Source organism: Pedobacter sp. BAL39 (assembly GCF_000170795.1).
In the GTDB taxonomy this organism is placed as follows: Bacteria; Bacteroidota; Bacteroidia; order Sphingobacteriales; family Sphingobacteriaceae; genus Pedobacter.
This window is the reverse complement of sequence record NZ_ABCM01000033.1, coordinates 1-18965: the sequence shown is the minus strand read 5'-3', so window position 1 is coordinate 18965 and position 18965 is coordinate 1. Positions and strand designations below refer to the sequence as shown.

Here is an 18965-nt window from a genome sequence, read left to right as displayed (position 1 = left end):
AAGTAACAAATCATGAAAAAATACATATTTATACTGGCTGCGATGTTCATTACTATGGCAGGCTGTAAGCGGGATTTCGATGCCGTGAACCCCAATGCGCCGACAATCGCCAGCTTCTGGAAAACCGGTGAGGATGCGACGAAAGGAATTAATGCGGTCTATGGTACTTTTTACCGTACTGCAAGTTTATATTCCCGGTGGATGTTTTACCACGGGATTCTGAAATCTGATGAAGGTTTTGGCTCAGGTGGTGATGGTGGATTGAACAACTTAATGCGGTTCAACCAAACAAATTATAATGATGGATTAACCGCACAAACCTGGTCTACACTTTACGTGGGCGTGTTCAGGGCGAACCAGGTGATTGCCAATGTGCCTGGGATTACCATGGATGAGAACCTTAAAAAGAGAATTATCGCTGAGGCTAAATTCCTGAGGGCCTTATTCTATTTCAACCTCACGCTTTATTATGGAAGGCCACCACTAATGCTGGAACCCTCACAGCCTAAGGATGTTCCTGCAAACGCGACCACTGCACAGGCCTATGCACAGGTGGCTAAAGATCTGACAGAGGCTATAGTAGACCTGCCGCCGAACTACCCTGCTACAGAAGTAGGAAGGGCAACAAAAGGTGCTGCTTATGCACTTTTAGGCAAAACCTATCTTCAGCAAAAACTGTATCAGCAGGCAGCAGATGCTTTTGCATACCTGATTACAGGAGAAGGCAGAACCTATTATTCCCTGACTGATGATTATCGTGATAACTTCCGTATCAATACTGAAAATAATGTAGAGTCGGTCTTTGAAATTCAATTCAGTGAAAACCAGTCTGAAAGTACCGATGATGATGTAGATGAAAGCAGAATCAATAACACGGGTACTTCTATCTCCCAGTTTTTTGCTCCTCCGGGTGTGGGGTATTCTGATGGTGCTGCGCGGAGATGGGTGGTCGATGAATTTTTACAGGAAACGACTGTAGGGGGAGGCCGGGATCCACGATTAGCGGCATCATTCCTCTTCAATAATACTGATCCCGCCGGGCCGAATGCGACAATGGTTTATGGAAGAACATTTGCGGATCGTTATGGTAACGGACCTGATGCCAATGGCGTTTGGTTCCGTAAATTGCTGAACGATCACTGGAAAAACCAGGAGGGTTTCCGTTCACCAAACAACTACCGTCTGATCCGCTTCGCTGATGTGCTGCTTATGTATGCGGAGTGCCTCAATGGATTAAACAGAACTGCTGATGCGTATCAGTACGTAGACAGGGTCCGTCAAAGAGCTGGTTTGGCAACATTGACCATCGCGAAACCGGGCCTGAATGCTGCACAGTTTTTAACACAGCTGAAACACGAGCGTGTTACAGAATTGGCTGGAGAAGGATGGCGCTGGGCCGATTTGCTACGCTGGGGTGATTTAGGTCCGGCTCTGAAAGACAGAGATCCTGATTTCACAGGGTTCATTGTAGGCAGGCATGAAGTTTATCCAATCCCTCAGTCGGACATCGACTTAAATTCAAACCTGACACAAAACAACGACTATTAATACTTAAATACTGCTATGATGAACAATCGAATATTAAAACGATCTGAGCTTCCGCTGATCATATTGGGAATGCTGATTGCTGTGTCCCTGTCTTGTGGTAAATCCAGTAATCCTGCACCCGCAGAACCGGTAAACCCACCTCCTGCGGTCAGCAGTTTTACCAACCCATTGATGAATGGAGCCGATCCTTCGGTTTTTCAAAAGGATGGGGTATATTATTACCTGCAGACCAATGGCAGTTCCATCAGTCTGTGGACCACAACGGCGATGTCGAAACTGGCATCGTCGACACCTAAAACTGTTTTTACACCTGTGGCGGGTGCGCAAAACTCCAGGAATGTATGGGCTCCTGAACTGTTCTTTTTAGACGGGAAATGGTACATCTACTATACCGCGGGTAACGGTAATGATGTGAGTCAGAGAACCTGGGTGCTGGAAAACAGCAGCGCAGATCCTACAACAGGAACATGGGTAGACAAAGGAAGGATATTTAGTGCCAATACGGACTTCTGGGCTATTGACGGTTCGGTTTTAGAAGTCAATGGCAGCAGGTATTTTTTATGGTGTGGCAGGCCTGATGTCACCAATGTTAACCTTACACAGAACATTTACATTGCTAAGATGTCCAATCCTTATACCATAGAGGGCGCGGCGACAAAACTGACTGAGCCTGAATTTAACTGGGAAAGAAACGGTTTTGGTGTCAACGAGGGTCCTCAGGCACTGACCTCTCCTGATAACAAGGTGTTTTTAATTTACTCGGCAAGTTACTGCGGAACGGACGACTACGCTTTGGGAATGCTTAGCCTGAAAGCCGGTGGAAATCCACTGGTGCAGGCCGACTGGTCCAAGTCCGCTCAGCCGGTCTTTACCAAGCAGCCTCAGAACAATGCATTCGGTCCAGGACATAACTCCTTCTTTAAATCGCCGGATGGTAAGGAGAGTTGGATCATTTATCATGCGAACTCGGCCACGAACCAGGGCTGTGCGGATAAAAGAAACATCAGGATGCAGAAATTCAGCTATAAGACAGATGGAAGCCCTGATTTTGGCCAGCCGCTGGCGACAGGTCTGAAGACGACTTCACCTTCTGGAGAAAAATAATAAATACGTATAAGCCATAAACTAAGAATCTGTTACCATTATGAAGAGATATTTTTATTACCTGTTATTTTTACTGTTGAATGTTACCACCGTTGCAAATGCTCAGGAGGCCACCCCGGTAGTGGGGAAGGTCTGGTCGCTGGAAAAGGCAAATGCCTGGTACAAGCAATATAAATGGATGACTGGGGCTGATTTTCTGCCGAGTACCGCCATCAATCAGTTGGAAATGTGGCAGGCAGAGAGTTTTGATCCGGCAACCATCGATAAAGAATTGGGCTGGGCGGAGAGCATTGGTTTTAATACTATGCGGGTTTACTTGCACAGCCTGGCATGGAAGCAGGACAAAGAGGGGTTCAAAAAAAGAATGGATCAATACCTGACCATTGCAGATCGCCATAAGATCAAAACCATTTTTGTGTTTTTTGATGATTGCTGGAACAAACAGGCGAAAACTGGTAAACAGCCGGCACCAAAAACAGGTATCCACAATTCCGGATGGGTGCAGGATCCCGGTGATCCGGATTCAAAAGATGCCGCAAACTTCCCTGCGCTGGAGAAGTATGTGAAAGATGTAATGACACATTTTAAGACTGACAAACGTATTCTATTGTGGGATTTATACAATGAACCCGGCAATTCCGGCAAACTGACCAGCTCTTACCCACTATTGAAAAGTGTATTTACCTGGGCCAGGGCGGTAAATCCAGAGCAACCGATTAGTGCCGGACTTTGGGCCTGGGACTATAAAGAGTTGAATGCATTTCAGGCACTGAATTCTGACGTGATTACTTACCATGATTATGAAGAGCCGCAATGGCACCAGCGTGTAATTGATATGCTCAGATCTCATGGCCGGCCGATGATCTGTACGGAATACATGGCACGCACCCGTGGTAGTCGCTTTGAGAATGTATTGCCCTTGCTGAAAAAGGAAAATATAGGAGCAATCAACTGGGGCCTGGTAGATGGGAAGTCGAATACGAAATTCGCCTGGGATACTCCGCTTGAAAATGGAGAGGAACCAAAAGAATGGTTTCATGAAGTTTTCAGGAAAGATGGAACTCCGTACAAACAGGAAGAAGTCGATCTGATAAAAAAACTAAACGACATTAAATAGTTTGTTAACGCCCCGGGATCATTATCTTGTATAAGCCATCTAACCATCTATGAACGTCAAAAAACTAAGCAGGGCAATTGCCCTGCTGCTTTTTTTCAGCCTTTTTATTCCAAAAACCAGCACTGCCCAGCAGGTATTTTTTCGGCATTATACCGTCTCTGATGGCCTTTCTGCCAGTACGGTATGGGATATTGAGCAGGATGATCAAGGCTATATGTGGTTTGGGACCAAATATGGGCTAAGCAGATTTGATGGCTATAGCTTTAAGATTTTTCAACATCAGAAGGATGTTGCTGGTAGTTTGGGAAATAATTTCATCAGGAAAATCTTTAAGTATGATGCGAAGACTTTCTGGATAGGTACAGATGATGGGATCTATATTTTTAATCTGGAGACTGAAATTTTCACACGTTTTAAGCCGCTAAAGAACTATTTTATCAATGATGTGACCCGATCCAGGAATGGGGATATCTGGATTGCTACTAAAGAAAAGGGTGTTTTTTGTTTCTCCCCAAAGACTAAAAAAATCAGACACCTGAGCACCAAATCATCCCCCGGTATATCCTCAAATGAAGTATCCAGAATTGTGGAGGATAGTAGTGGTGACTTATGGATCGGCACTTACGGCGAGGGGATAGATGTTTTGAACCCGGCCACCGATCGTATCAGGCGATATACTTCATCATCTAAAGCCAAAATCTCCAATAATGTAATTCTGGATCTTTATAAAGATAGTCAGGGCGACATTTGGATCGGTACCATGGCAGGGGGATTGAATCATTGGAATAAGCAAACGGATAGTTTTACCGTATATCGAAAAACCGCAGGTAACTCCATCAGTGATAACATTGTCAGGGCTGTTTATGAGCCGAAGCCGGGATACCTCTTTTTGGGAACAGAAAAGGGTTTAAACATTTTCGATCGCAAGAACAACCGTTTTACGGTGTATCAGAACAAGAATAATGATCCTTTTAGTATCAATGATGATGCGGTGTATCATGTATTTAAAGACAGAGAGGGCGGCATATGGGTTGGAACTTATTTTGGAGGGCTAAACTATTACCACGAAGGTGGCTCCGGTTTTGAATTCTATTATCCCTCAGGAACGAGAAATTCATTATCGGGAAACGCAGTGAGTGCCTTTCTCGAAACACGTCCGGGACAGATCTGGATAGGGACAGAAGATGGTGGATTGAATCTCTTTAATTCGTTGGATAAGACTTTTAAAAAATTCCCTTTCCACGGTGGACAGGATAGCCTCTCTTATCATAATGTTCATGCATTGTATAAGGATAAAGCTGATCAGATTTGGATTGGTATGTACACCGGAGGGCTTAATGTGTTTAATCCAGCCACAGGAAAGATCAAAAGATATAAAAGTGACCCCAATGATCCTCATACGCTCAGTGACAACAGTGTGTATGCTATTGACGCTGATAGAGAAGGCCGGATATGGGTGTCCACCATTTCGGGATTGAACCTTTATGATCCGCAGAACGACAGGTTCATCAGAATAAAAGGTAAGAATTTGGATAAAAGCTGCATCTATCAGGTATACCAGGATTCAGACCATGTCATCTGGATTGCGACCTATGACAATGGGCTGATCAGGATGGATCGGAACAAGCGGCTGACTCAGTATGCATACGCTGACAGGGCCGGTGCGATCAGTTCTAATAAAGTGATCTGCATGTTTGATGATGACGCAGGGAACTTATGGCTTGGAACGGATGGCGGGGGCCTGACCATCCTCAACAAAAAAACTGGTAAGTTTAGCCTTTCGGAGGAGATCAATAGTGATGTTGTTTATGGCATCATCAGGGATGGGCGCGGCAAGATTTGGTTGTCCACTAACAATGGTATTTTTGAGTTTGACCCAAAAACAAGAAGAAAACGGAATTTTGGTAAATGGGACAACCTGCAAAGTGAACAATACAATTATAAAGCCTTTTATAAGGATGCTTCAGGTAAGCTCTAATTTTGGAGGAATCAATGGATTCAATTCCTTTTATCCTGATCAGATTCAAAATAGTGCCGCCATGCCCAGCGTGTCTTTTACAAATTTTCAGCTGTTCAACAAGGATCTGGATATAAACGATAAACATAGTCCGCTACAGCACACCATAAATTATACAAAAGAAGTAGTGCTCAAATCTGATCAGTCTGTGTTGAGTATTGAATATGCTTGTTTGAGTTTCATTACACCCAATAAAATACAGTATGCCTTCCGGATGGAAGGTTTTGATAAAGGCTGGAATAATGTCGGCAGTCAGCGCAAAGCAACCTATACAAATCTTCCTGCAGGGACATATGATTTTCAGGTGAAGGTGATCAATGACGTTGGTGTGGAAGTAGGAAAGGTTTCGAGTATCAAAATTAAAATCCTTCCTCCATTTTACCGGACCATTACAGCTTACCTTATTTACCTGGTCATCCTGATATTTGCAGCATTCTGGATTCGCAGGTATAGCTATCGGAAAGCGAAAAAACGTCAGGAGATCAGGTTGGAACGATTGAAGAATAAAAGTGAGCAAGACTTCTATAAACAGAAGATAGAATTCTTTACAGCCATGGCGCATGAGATCAGGACACCGCTTTCGCTGATTATCGCTCCCTTGGAAAAGTTGCTGTCCAGAAAAGAAAAAGACGAGGAAAGTAAAGCTCATCTGCAAGTAATGGAAGAAAATTCCGACCGGTTGCTAACGCTTGTTAACCAATTGCTGGATTTTAGGCGGATCGAAAGCGATATCTTCGAAATTCGTCCGGAACCTGTTGAACTGATTTACCTGGTTAACAGTATCCGCGACCGGTTTTCGCCAATTGCAGAAAGAAAGGGTCTTGAATTTACCGTCGTCAGCCATTTCAAAAAGCTCAATGTTGATGCGGATCCTGAGGCCTTAATGAAAATATTGAGCAACTTGCTCATCAATGCGTTCAAATTTACACGAACCAAACTGGAGGTCAAGATTAATGAGCTGCAGTTGGCAAAGGATGGAACAGAGATGATCTCCATTAGTGTAGAGGACGATGGTATCGGAATACCAAAAGCGCAGTTGGATTCTATATTCAAGAAGTTTTTTAAAGTCTCGACCGAGGAACATCAGTATACAAACCTGGGTGGAACTGGAATAGGACTTGCACTGGCTAAATCCCTGACTGAAAAACATGGTGGTCAACTTGAGGTGAGAAGTGAAGAAGGGTTGAAAACCATCTTTACGGTTTTGATTCCATTCAGCTATCAGGAACTCAGTACCGAGTCCGACGTTCAGGAGGTTGCCGAGGAACATGAAGGACAACAAACCGTGCTGGTTGTTGAGGATGACCCCTCATTGCTGGATTTTCTTTCCAAAAGTTTTACTGCTGAAGGTTATTATACTTTAAGGGCCAAAAATGGAAAAGATGCCCTCAAACAACTGGATAAACATCAGGTAGACCTGGTTATTTCCGATGTGATGATGCCGGTGATGACTGGCGTCGAACTTTGTAGAATCATCAAAAATGACATCGCCTATAGCCATTTGCCTGTCGTCCTGCTCACGGCAAAGACCAATACTGAAGCAGAAATACAGGGGTTGGAAAGTGGGGCTGATGCCTACATTGCCAAACCTTTCAAATGGAAACAGCTCTCCCTGATCATCAAGAATCTGCTGGAGCTGCAATTCAATTTGAAGCAACGTTTTGCTCAGAGTCCATTGGAAGGGACAGAGATATTGGTGGGTGGAAACCGCGATAGGAAGTTTCTAAGCAAGATTACCGCTGTTATTGAAGCCAGAATCTCTGATCCTCAGCTCTCTGTGGAAGACCTTGGCAGAGAGGTCGGGCTGAGCAGATCAAGCTTGTATAAAAAAATCAAGACTCAAACTGGTCATGTTCCTAATGAATTTGTCAGACTGATCCGTTTAAAAGCTGCGGCAAAGTTGCTCGTTGAACAGGAGTATTCTATTTCTGAAATAGGATATATGGTGGGTTTCAATTCTCACTCGTATTTCAGTAAATGTTTTTTTAACCAATTTAAATTGACGCCAACAGAATTTGCAGAACAATCCGTAAGGTCAAGCTCAGCACCAAATTCAGAGGGTTAAGGATCAAATAGGTGTCCTAGGGAGTTTTTTTATTTTTTATAAATGTGTTGGTCGAATAATTACGGGCGTTGGTCGAGTGTGTACTGTAAGTGGTATAAAGCAGCGAAAACCGCTGAAACGTTTTCCTTTTGAGGTCGTCTTAATTACAAAACAAGAAGAAAAACCTTAAAAAATAAAATCATGAAAACTCTTACAAAAACAACATTCGCCATATTATTCGCAGCAGTAGCATTGACTTCAACAGGTGTGACTACTTCCGCAGCTGGATTAGTTCCATCGGTAAAAACAACTAAATCGCTGCCCTCAGAAAAAGGGTTTAACAAAATCTGGGTCGCTGGTAATGTGAAAATCGTATTGACACAAAGTGAAAATGAAGGTATTACAGTGGGAGAAGATTTCAATGCCGAGAAAACGTCAGTTCAGTTCAAAGGACAGACCTTATATATCAACTCTATGGAAAGCGGACAAGTGACCATTAATGTTGCAGTGAAAGACCTTCAAAGGATTGAAGCTGCGGGTAGTGCCGTAGTAGTGATGAGCAACAACTTCGACGTGAAATACTTGCAGCTGTTCCTGAGTCAAAGTGCTAAAGTAAGGGTGAATGCGGTGATCGGCAGTCTATATACGGTCATCAATGACACTGCTACTTTGAAAATGAATGGTTCTGCTGAAGAGCATACACTGATGGCCAGCAACATGAACAACATTAAATTCGGGGATTTTGTATGCGCCCATACAAAATCAGTGCCTTCAACAGGAGTAGCAATAGCGGGATTGGTAAAATAGGGATGTAGGAGCGTTGGGAAAGAATAGGTCGTATCATTTAAATGATACGGCCTATTTTGTTTTTGATACGTTGGTGGTTATCAAAGCTTATTATCGCCTGCTCTCTACTGTATAGGTAAAACTATCCGCTTTATAATAACCCAGGTTATATTCTATAGGCCTTTCTGCCTGGTCAAAAACAAATCTTTTCCGAAAAAGCACTGGCGCATCCACAGGTACCCGAAGTTTCTCTGCCATCACACTATCGGCAGCAATAGCGCTGATCTCCTCTTTTGACAAAGTCGCGACCGTGGAATAATCCACTTTCAACAGCTCGTATAACGGTCTCTTAAAATCTTCATCACCCGTCAGGCCAACCCTGGGATGAAAATAAGAAACAAAATAAACAAATGGCTCATCCACCCCGCCCCGTACACGCTCCATCTTCAATATCTTGCGGTCGGTTTTGATGTCGAAAAAATTTGCCAGAATCTCGTCAGGATATACCCAGGTCACATGGAGCTCGAAATTACGGATCTTGATTCCCCTCAATTGCATCTCCTGAGAAAAACTCAGCCAATTGTTTGATTTTGAAGAGATGTGCAATTTGTTGACCCTCGTACCTGTTCTCTGCTTCCGTATCAGCAATCCTTCATAAACCAACTTGTTTATGGCCTGGCGCAGTGTCGTGCGCGAGATTGCCAAAACCTTAGCCAGCTCAACTTCATTTGGCAACAATTTACCATTCTGATAGTCTTCTTCATTAATCATTTTCCTTAAAAGCTGCTCAGTTTGTACGTGTAATGGAATCGGGCTCTGGTGATCAATGGAGAAATTCATAGGCTAATTTTTTCAAAAATACGCAAAATCTAAAATATAAATGTCCATACAATTGACGATTTTTTGTTGGGCCTATAATAGAGGGGGTTAACAAGGGTGTATATTTTTTTAACAAGTACTTGCATATACATTATTTGTTATTATGTTTGTACAATATAATTCAGTACATAATAACCAAATATATCATAACCCACCTTATTTAAGCTTTTATTACAATAATGGCTTATTAAATGTACATACAATACAACAAAATATGACTTACGAAATTGACGAATTGAATCAGGAAGTAACCTTGAAGAATGATTGGAGAAAAACTACGCAATATCTGATGCCTCCTAAACTCAAACCGATTGCCAATGCCAATGAGGAGTACCAGGTTTATCCGACTTGTTCATTAGGGAGCGGGAAAATATTCAATGGCTTTGAGACGCTTTCCAAATATATTATCGGACAAGGGGTAGTGATGATTGACGGTTATGCCGGTATTTTTTGGGACAGGATCAGGGAAGGGCTTCAACAATGTTTTACAGATGCCGGCCTGAGCGTAAACTGGATCGATACGGCTGATTTTTTAAAACCTACAGGCCTCGTTGATGAATTGGTGAAACCCTTTTTGGGAACTGAGGATGCGGTGTGGGGTACCAGGACCACATTAACATTAAGAGACTTATTCGAAGATTCGCTCGGACAGCAGCAGACTAATCAAAGCGACATTAACATTATCATCGGCACCGGAGCTGCGCTATCTGGATGGAAGGCTCCCCTGATTTATTTCGATTTGCCAAAAAATGAGCTTCAGTTCAGAATGCGCGCTGGCAGCATCTGCAATCTGGGGGCTGCAGAACCGCAGGGTGCAACCCAGATGTACAAGCGTTTTTATTTTGTCGATTGGGTAATGTTGAACAATCACAAAAAGGAAATTCTGAATCACATTGAGGTGATGGCCGATGGCCAGTGGATGGATACATTTAACTGGTGTTTCAAAAAAGATTTATTAGAGGGGTTGGATCAGATGAGCCGCTCTGTAATACGTGCAAGGCCATGGTTTGAGCCTGGTGCATGGGGTGGACAATGGATAAAAAAGAATATAGAACAAATCAATAAGGACGTGGTCAACCTGGCCTGGTCGTTTGAGCTGATCTCACCGGAAAATGGTCTGGTTTTCGAAAGCGACGGGCATCTTTTGGAAGTGTCTTTCGATACACTGATGTTTACGAGCAATGAAAATATCCTGGGCAGGCACGCTGCCAGGTTCGGTGATGAGTTCCCGATCCGGTTTGACTTCCTGGATACTGTTGATGGGGGCAATCTTTCCATTCAGTGCCATCCAAGCCTTAAATACATTCAGGAGAACTTCGGCGAAACACTGACTCAGGACGAAACTTATTATATCCTGGATTGCGAGGACGACGCAAAAGTATACCTGGGTTTCCAGGAAGGTATCGATCCTGTTGAATACAGAGCCGCGCTCGAGGAAAGTAAAACCACAGGTAAAGAAATAGCAATTGAAAAATATGTACAGTCATTCACTGCAGCCAAACACGATCTTTTCCTGATTCCAAATGGTACGGTTCACAGTGCCGGCGCCGGTAACCTGGTATTGGAAATCAGCGCCACACCTTACATTTTTACTTTTAAAATGTATGATTGGGTTCGTTTGGACCTCGACGGTAACCCGCGTCCGATCAATATTGATCATGCCTTCCATAACCTCGACTTTAACCGAAAAGGAGAAAGTGTAGCTGACGAGCTGATCTCCAAAACCACAATTATTGAAAAAACGGAAGATTATCAATTGGTTCATTTGCCTACCCACAAAGATCATTTTTATGATGTTCATCGCATCGAATTCGAAGCGCGTGCGGTGCAGCATACAGATCAGGTATGCCATGTACTGATGGTTGTTGAAGGAGATGGCGTATTGCTGGAGACTGCAGATGGTACGACCCGGACATTCGCCTTTGCGGAAACATTTATTGTACCTGCAGCGGCCGAAAGTTACACACTGACCAATCTCGGTAAAGCCGGCGTAAAAGTTATTAAAGCATTTTTAAAATAAAGGCCATGACCAATATAAATGACAATATTCAAGGATCAAAAAGCGGGACTTACCTCTATCTGATCTGCCTGGTTGCTGCGCTTGGCGGCTTTCTGTTCGGATTTGATACGGCGGTGATTTCCGGAACAGTTAGCCTCGTAAAAACAGATTTTGACTTAAATGCGGTCAGTGAAGGCTGGTTCGTCAGCTGTGCTTTACTTGGCTGTATCATCGGTGTTAGTTTTTCAGGGAAGCTGAGTGACAGGTACGGACGTAAAATCGTGCTGATACTTTCGGCAGTGCTATTTCTGGCTTCAGCGCTGGGGTGCATGATCTCCAGCTCATTTGATGTCCTGATTATTTTCCGACTGATCGGTGGGCTCGGAATTGGCGTAGCTTCGATGGTTTCGCCTCTGTATATTTCTGAATTTTCCCCATCGCGATACCGTGGAATGATGGTGTCACTTTATCAGCTGGCCTTGACAATTGGGATTGTGCTGGCGTATTTCTCCAATGCCTATCTGGCCAACCATATTTCTGATGATTATGGCACCGGCAGCATGCAGACCATTTTTTCGGTTGAGGTATGGCGGGGAATGCTTGGACTGGGTGCTATACCTGCGGCAATCTTTCTGATCTCCCTGTTTTTTGTTCCTGAATCGCCAAGGTGGTTACTGCTAAGAGGAAAGGATCAGAAAGCCCGGCAAGTGTTGGTGAAGATCGATGGTGCGCCAGCTGCAGACAGAGAAATCGCAGCTTTCAAGGCACAAGACGACAATGTGGAGGGATCCCTGAAAGAATTATTCCGGCCGGTGTTCAGGAAGGCACTTTATATCGGTATTCTATTGCCGTTTTTATCACAGATATGTGGAATCAACGCGGTGATTTACTATGGCCCGCGTATTCTGGAGCAGGCAGGTTTCACCTTGAACAATGCGTTGGGCGGACAGGTGACCATTGGTCTGGTCAATGTGGTATTTACCTTTGTGGCCATTTTTACCATCGATAAATGGGGACGTAAGCCGTTGCTTTTTGTAGGTGTGGGAGGTGCCGTGATCTCACTGATCATCATTGGTGTCCTGTTCGCACTGGGTGTAACTGCAGGTCCATGGATTTTGATCTTCATCCTTGCATTTATTGCCTGTTTCGCATTTTCATTCGGTCCGGTATGCTGGGTAGTTGTGGGCGAGATTTTTCCGAATGCAGTTCGGGGAAAGGCGATGGCATTGGCCACGCTGTCATTATGGATTGGCAACTTCCTCGTGGGGCAGCTGACACCGGTACTCTTAGAAGGACTAGGCTCATCATGGACATTTTTCCTTTTTGCCATATGCTGCTCTCCGGCGCTTTGGATCACCTGGAAACTGATTCCGGAAACGAAGGGACGATCATTAGAAGACATTGAAAACTATTGGAAGAAATCCTATACAAACGGGGAGACTGATTAGCTCCTCCTTCGGAAGCATCAAAACCTTCAGAAAATCAAAAACAATCAAAATTCTTAAAACCAAATAATAATCGCTGTTATGAAATTAAAACTGTTACTCAAATTGCAGAAGCTGAAATGGCTCTGCAGCAAGCCTATTCTCGGCGTCGTGCTTGGAATGACTGCATTAAGCGGGGATGCAAAGGCTACCATAATGGATCGGTCCTCGACCACCCGGAGTTTTTATGAGCTTGCCATCACGGGCAGGGTACTGGATGAGGCCGGCCAACCTGTTCCTGGCGTAAACGTACACATCGCAGGAACCACAGTGGGCACCGTAACCGATGTCAATGGTCGCTATCGCTTGAGCATCCCGGATGCTTATGCCAATCGAAGCCTGACATTTACCTTTATCGGTTATGTGAAACAAGAGGTGGCTATTGCGGGGAAAACAGAGGTCAATGTCAGCCTTAAACCCGAAAGCACCGGACTTGATGAAGTGGTTGTGGTAGGTTATGGGACGCAGAAAAGGATAAACGTTACGGGTGCGGTTGGAACGATCAGCTCAAAGAATATCGAAAATAAGCCGGTGTTAAATACTTTCCAAGCTTTACAGGGCGAATCCCCAAACCTGATCATCCAACAGAGTAACCTTAATCCGGGGAGTGATGTAACGGTAAACATCAGGGGGATTGGTACACTGGGAGACAATACGCCATTGGTCGTGATTGACGGAATTGTGGGCGGAAACCTCAATACCCTTAATCCGAACGATATCGCAAGCGTTTCCGTATTAAAGGATGCGGGTTCGGCCGCGATCTATGGATCAAGGGCGGCGAATGGCGTCATTCTCGTGACCACCAAAAGCGGTAATTTTAACACCAAAGCATCAGTAAGCTACAATGGCAATTATGGGATACAGGACGCACGTGTGCTGGTCGATAAAGTTGATGCCTGGGATAATGCCTATTATAAAAATCAGTCGCTGGTCAATTCAGGACTGCCTCCAGCTTATACCCCAGATCAGATCCAGGAGCTTAAACGTGCTGGAAATGGCACCTGGGATATAGAACACCTGCTAAAAACAGCACCCTTACAGTCGCATAACCTGAGCATCAATGGTGGTGGCGAAAAGAGTGCGTATTATGTGTCCGCCGGCTATCAGGATCAGAAAAGCAACCTGATCGGGAATGGTGGATCTGGTGCCGACTTTGGCTTCCAGAAGTATAACCTGAGGTTGAATCAAACATCAATTGTTGGCAAGTTCAGGTCAAACATCATCTTAAATTATACAAAAACACGTAACAAGACCAATAGCGTAGGAGACAACAATATTTTCGCGGATGCGAACCGGGTGCCACACAATTACAACTGGCAGGATGCCGAAGGCAATTACCTGACCAATCCGGTGGCATCGCAATACAATGAATACGGCGTGCTGGAAAAGGGAGGTTTTAACCAGGCAGATAACGACGAGATATTTGGTGCCTTTAATGGGCAGCTGAGCCTTACCAAAGAGCTGAAACTTACCGGCGAATTTGGAGGTACGCTACAGAATAATGGTACATTTTTCCGGCGGACCCAGGTTGATTATTTGCCGGCGGGTGTCTATGGGAACGATCTTACCGTTTTGGATGGCAATAGCAAATCCACTTTGTTAAACACCAAATTATATGCTGAGTATGCAAGAAAGATAAGTGATCACGATTTTAAAATACAAGCTGGTGTATCCAGTGAGAGTTATGATCAGCGTGGCTTTCAATTGCAAAAGACACTGACAGATCCATTATTGGGTACGCCCACTACCGGCACAATTGTCGATCCGCAAAGTTCCACTAATAGCATTGCAGTCAATGCCACAAGTCTGTTGTCCATCTTTGGCAGGGTGAATTATGCCTATAAGGAAAAATATCTTTTAGAGGCATTATTCCGTAATGATGCTTCTTCGAAATTTGCTGCGGGAAACCGCTCAAGCTTCTTCCCATCCGTTAGTGCAGGCTGGATAGTGACTCAGGAATCCTTTATGGAATCTGTAAAAGACCAGGTAAGCAGCCTTAAGCTGAGGGCGTCGTATGGTATTGTGGGAAATCAGAATGTAGCAAATTATCAATACCAGACCACCTATTTCAACTATCCTAATGCCTATGGCTTTGGCAACAACGTTGTTGGTGGTGCCGGTACGCTGATCGCAAACCGTGACCTTAGCTGGGAGAGGTCAGCTAAGTTTAATATCGGTATCGATGCGGGTTTATTCAACAATAAACTGACCGCCACGTTCGACTATTTCCGTACCACGACAAGTGACATTCTTGCAGAGCGGGAAGATGTACCATTCCTGTTCGGTGCGGGATCACCCAGCTACAATGTAGCCAAGGTAAGAAACAGTGGATGGGAAGCTTCCCTGACTTATAATCTTACCGGGGAAAACCTCAGCCAGAGCTTTAGTCTGAATGTTGCAGATAACAAGAACGAATTACTCAACCTCACCGGCTCAGCTACGGAACGAATCTACAATCAGGATGTATTCCAATTGATCAGAAGAGTAGGTCAGCCAATCACACAATATTATGGCTATCAGACCGACGGCTTTTTTCAGAATCAACAGGATATCGATAATGCGCCGAAAATCGCAGGCAATACTGTGCAGCCGGGAGACCTGAAGTTTAAAGATCAGAATGGTGATGGGGTGATTGACGAAAGGGATAAAGCCATACTTGGTAACCCTTTTCCAAGATATACTTTTGGATTTACTTACCGCGTTGCGTACAAGGGCTTCGACCTCTCTCTCTTTATTCAGGGCGTGGGCAAGCGTGATCAATTTCTGCGCGGAGAGCTGGTGGAGCCTTTTCATTATGGATATGGAGCCACTGTTTATGAACACCAGACAGATATATGGTCGCCGGCAAACCCAGATGCCCGTTACCCGATATTGGCCAATATCGGCTCGGCATCCAATACCAACAATTGGCGTACAGGATCTGACGTGTATCGATATGATGCTGCCTATGCCAGGTTGAAAAATGTCAACATTGGTTACAATTTCAATAAACAGGTAACGGGAAAACTTGGCCTTCAGAGACTAAGAATATCCTTAATCGGACAGAACCTGATTACCCTGAGCAAATTGAAGTTTATCGATCCTGAAACCTCTGAATTTGGTAACAATCTGAATCCGGGCTCAGCCTCCAATAGCGCTAGGTCCTATCCGTTGCCTGTATTCTACGGTGCCGGCCTTGAAGTCACATTTTAAAGGTTACTTATTTAAAACATAAAGAGATGAAATTTATAAAAAAGCTCTTGCTGGTGTCTGTTGCACTTTTAGTGGCCACAGGATGCAAGAAACTCGATATCGCACCTACCGATAGATTCTCGGACCTTACCTTTTGGACGGTCGATGCGAACGTATACAATGCGCTGTATAATAACTATAGCCTGATTTACAATAGCGGGTTGTATTTTGATGCGGAAGCAATATCAGATAATGCCTATTCGCCTTCAGGTGACCTGAATATTATTGCCAGTGGAAATGCAAATGCCCAGACTGCAAAATTTGCCGGCGACTGGAACAATTACTATTCAGCAATCAAATCATGCAATATATTTCTTACCAATATTGATAAGAATACCACGCTGCCTGCAGCGGCCATTAGCCGGCTGAAAGCGGAGACGAGATTCATCAGGGCATTTGAACATTTTAACCTCAGCAAATGGTACGGGGATGTGCCGATCGTTGATAAGGACATCAGTCCTGAAGAAGCACAGACCATTTCCCGGTCAACAAGGGCAGAGGTGATGCAGTTTGTCGTAAGCGAACTGGAAGCGATTGTCAATGACCTCCCTTCTAAAGACGCTATACCGGCAGCAGAAAACGGCAGGATCACCAAAGGTGCTGCATTGGCTTTGGAGTCAAGGGTATTGCTTTACCAGGGTAACCGTATGGCCGAGGTTGTTGCTGTTTGTGAGAAATTAATGAATGACCAAGGCACGAATGGCACCTATGCCCTGCAGGGCAGCTATGCAGATCTGTTCAATAATCCTGTTGTTAATAAACAAACGAATGAAAGTATCCTTTCGCTTCAATATGTGCCTACGGTGCGTACCTGGCAGAATTTCTGGGATTTTGCTCCCCGTACTGTTGGTGGGCGCGTCAGCAATATGGCTCCAACCCAGGAATTGGTAGACGACTATATCATGCTCAACGGCAGGGGGATCAGGGAAGCGGGTTCAGGATATGTAGAGTCTAATCCTTATGTGAACCGTGATCCGCGCCTCACCGCTACCATAGTTTACGATCGCTACAACTGGATCAATGCCAACAATACCACGAAGGTTATCTACATTAAACCTGGTACCGATCCTGTTCAACCTGGATTGGATGAATACAGTGCCGGATCCCAGGCAGCCTCTGCCACCGCATATTACTGGAGGAAATATTACGATCCCAGTGCTCTGGCAAATTTTGTGTCCGGCAACAACCTTCACTTGATCAGGTACGCCGAAGTTTTGTTAAACTATGCTGAAGCTAAACAAAGCCTGAATCAGATGGATGCTACGGTTTGGAACAGGACCATAGGGGCCCTCCGTGCCAGAGCAGGATTTACAGAAGCCGGCGCCCTGAATTATCCCGGCAATGCTGACATGACGAATGTCATCCGCAGGGAGAGAAGGGTGGAGTTGGCCATGGAAGGTTTGCGTGTGGACGACATCAGAAGATGGAAAACTGCCGAGCTGACGATGAACGGCTATGCACATGGGGCAAAATTCTCAGCTGATCAGAATACGGATAATGGGTACATCAGAACACAATTCCGCAAGTTTGATCCTGCAAGAGACTACCTCTGGGCAATACCGGCACATGATGCCAATCTGAATAAAAACCTCGGACAAAATCCTGGATATAATAATTAACCACTGGAAATCTAAAAGATATGAAAAATATGATGAGGCTGACATGCATATTGCTGTTAACCGTTTTTGCAGTGACTTCCTGCAAAAAAGAAAACCGCCCACTGGACCTCGGCTTAAGTCCCGTAGGCGCTTTAGCCACGCCGAATGATAACGTCGACATCAAGCTGGAACCCACTACGGCTGCGAGTGTACTTTTTAAATGGGATGCGGCATCAACTGGAGATAATGGAGTGATCCTATACGAACTTGCCTTTGATAAGGAAGGTGGTGATTTCAGCAAGCCGGTGTACAAAGTGGTTTCTGACGGCGCAGGAATTCAAACACAGGTGACCCTATCGCATAAGGACCTGAATAAGATTGCCAATGCGGCAGGTATTGCTTCCTTAAGCGCCGGTAAGTTAAAGTGGACAGTTATTGCTTCTAAATCCACTAATGTTATCCCTGCATCGGCCTCACGTACCCTAAACCTGGAAAGACCAGCTGGATTTGCAGAAAATCCTGCTGAGCTCTACCTTACCGGTTCAGCGACAGAAGGAGGTGCTGACCTGAGCAAGGCGGTAAAACTGAAAAAAAATGAGGATGGTGTATTTGAAATTTTTACCTCGCTGAAGGCCGGTGAATACCTGCTCACGGACAAGAATGTCGAAGGAGGCAGGAAATACAATTTAGAAAATGGAGTCATCAAAGAAAGCAGTACTCCGGTAGTGGTAACTGGTGCTAAACAAACCTATCGGCTGAATTTTGATTTTACCTCTGCCACGGCCAAATCCACGCAAATCAATTCAATAGGCCTGTACATGTCGGCTTATGGTGCTGAAATAGGTACGTTAAACTATACTGAAAATGGTGTTTTTGAAGCGCCGGATGTTGCTGTTGAATTTTACCAGTTTTCCTGGGGCAGGGATGAGCGTTATAAATTCATTCTCCATACTGCTGCCGGAAATGAATACATGGGTAGCACTAATGCCAACAATGATCCCCCGGCGGGAAAGCCAGCGGCCTACTTTTATCTCATTCCGGTGTCCAACGCCCAGTGGGACAATACTTACAAGTTTGATCCTTCTGCCGATAAAAAGCACGTAAAAGTGAATGTAATGTTGCAATCCGAAGCATATACTCATAAAATTACGGTCTTAT

The 18965-nt window shown here is 44.5% G+C and carries 12 protein-coding genes; 11 read left to right on the top strand and 1 reads right to left on the bottom strand.

From position 1 onward, the window contains the following. Positions 1 to 12 precede the first annotated feature (12 nt). The 6 genes from PBAL39_RS23730 to PBAL39_RS23705 all read left to right on the top strand — a co-directional run bounded on the left by PBAL39_RS23730 (position 13) and on the right by PBAL39_RS23705 (position 8637). On the top strand, positions 13 to 1548 hold the full coding sequence (locus PBAL39_RS23730; RefSeq protein WP_008246601.1) for a RagB/SusD family nutrient uptake outer membrane protein: 1536 nt from the start codon (positions 13 to 15) through the stop codon (positions 1546 to 1548). Between the two features lie 15 nt (positions 1549 to 1563). Beyond that, positions 1564 to 2652: a family 43 glycosylhydrolase gene (locus tag PBAL39_RS23725; protein WP_232283008.1), complete on the top strand. Its 1089-nt coding sequence runs from the start codon at positions 1564 to 1566 to the stop codon at positions 2650 to 2652. A 40-nt stretch (positions 2653 to 2692) separates the two neighbouring features. Then, positions 2693 to 3769, top strand: a complete 1077-nt coding sequence (locus tag PBAL39_RS23720) for a cellulase family glycosylhydrolase (RefSeq protein WP_008246598.1) — start codon at positions 2693 to 2695, stop codon at positions 3767 to 3769. A gap of 49 nt (positions 3770 to 3818) precedes the next feature. Further along, positions 3819 to 5747 (top strand): two-component regulator propeller domain-containing protein, encoded by a 1929-nt coding sequence (locus PBAL39_RS23715; RefSeq protein ID WP_008246596.1) that lies wholly within the window; start codon positions 3819 to 3821, stop codon positions 5745 to 5747. After that, positions 5728 to 7851, top strand: a complete 2124-nt coding sequence (locus PBAL39_RS23710) for a response regulator (protein WP_008246593.1) — start codon at positions 5728 to 5730, stop codon at positions 7849 to 7851. Before PBAL39_RS23715 ends, PBAL39_RS23710 begins: the two co-directional genes overlap by 20 nt. 180 nt (positions 7852 to 8031) lie before the next feature. Then, positions 8032 to 8637 (top strand): GIN domain-containing protein, encoded by a 606-nt coding sequence (locus tag PBAL39_RS23705; RefSeq protein WP_008246590.1) that lies wholly within the window; start codon positions 8032 to 8034, stop codon positions 8635 to 8637. Positions 8638 to 8727: 90 nt separating this feature from the next. Here PBAL39_RS23705 and PBAL39_RS23700 read toward each other — a convergent pair whose 3' ends face one another. After that, complete coding sequence (locus PBAL39_RS23700) at positions 8728 to 9456, bottom strand: GntR family transcriptional regulator (protein ID WP_008246588.1); 729 nt, start codon at positions 9454 to 9456, stop codon at positions 8728 to 8730. A gap of 253 nt (positions 9457 to 9709) precedes the next feature. Here PBAL39_RS23700 and PBAL39_RS23695 point away from each other — a divergent pair, with 253 nt between their 5' ends. The 5 genes from PBAL39_RS23695 to PBAL39_RS23675 form a co-directional block, all read left to right on the top strand. Then, positions 9710 to 11515 (top strand): class I mannose-6-phosphate isomerase, encoded by a 1806-nt coding sequence (locus PBAL39_RS23695; RefSeq protein WP_008246586.1) that lies wholly within the window; start codon positions 9710 to 9712, stop codon positions 11513 to 11515. A 5-nt stretch (positions 11516 to 11520) separates the two neighbouring features. Continuing rightward, positions 11521 to 12942, top strand: coding sequence for a sugar porter family MFS transporter (locus PBAL39_RS23690; RefSeq protein ID WP_008246584.1), 1422 nt, complete (start codon positions 11521 to 11523; stop codon positions 12940 to 12942). Between the two features lie 78 nt (positions 12943 to 13020). Next, entirely contained in the window at positions 13021 to 16170 is a 3150-nt protein-coding gene (locus tag PBAL39_RS23685) for a TonB-dependent receptor (RefSeq protein WP_008246582.1), read from the top strand. A gap of 26 nt (positions 16171 to 16196) precedes the next feature. After that, positions 16197 to 17828 (top strand): RagB/SusD family nutrient uptake outer membrane protein, encoded by a 1632-nt coding sequence (locus tag PBAL39_RS23680; RefSeq protein WP_008246580.1) that lies wholly within the window; start codon positions 16197 to 16199, stop codon positions 17826 to 17828. Positions 17829 to 17857: 29 nt separating this feature from the next. Next, positions 17858 to 18965: SusE domain-containing protein (locus tag PBAL39_RS23675; RefSeq protein WP_232283007.1), on the top strand; the 1108-nt coding region annotated here is incomplete at its 3' end.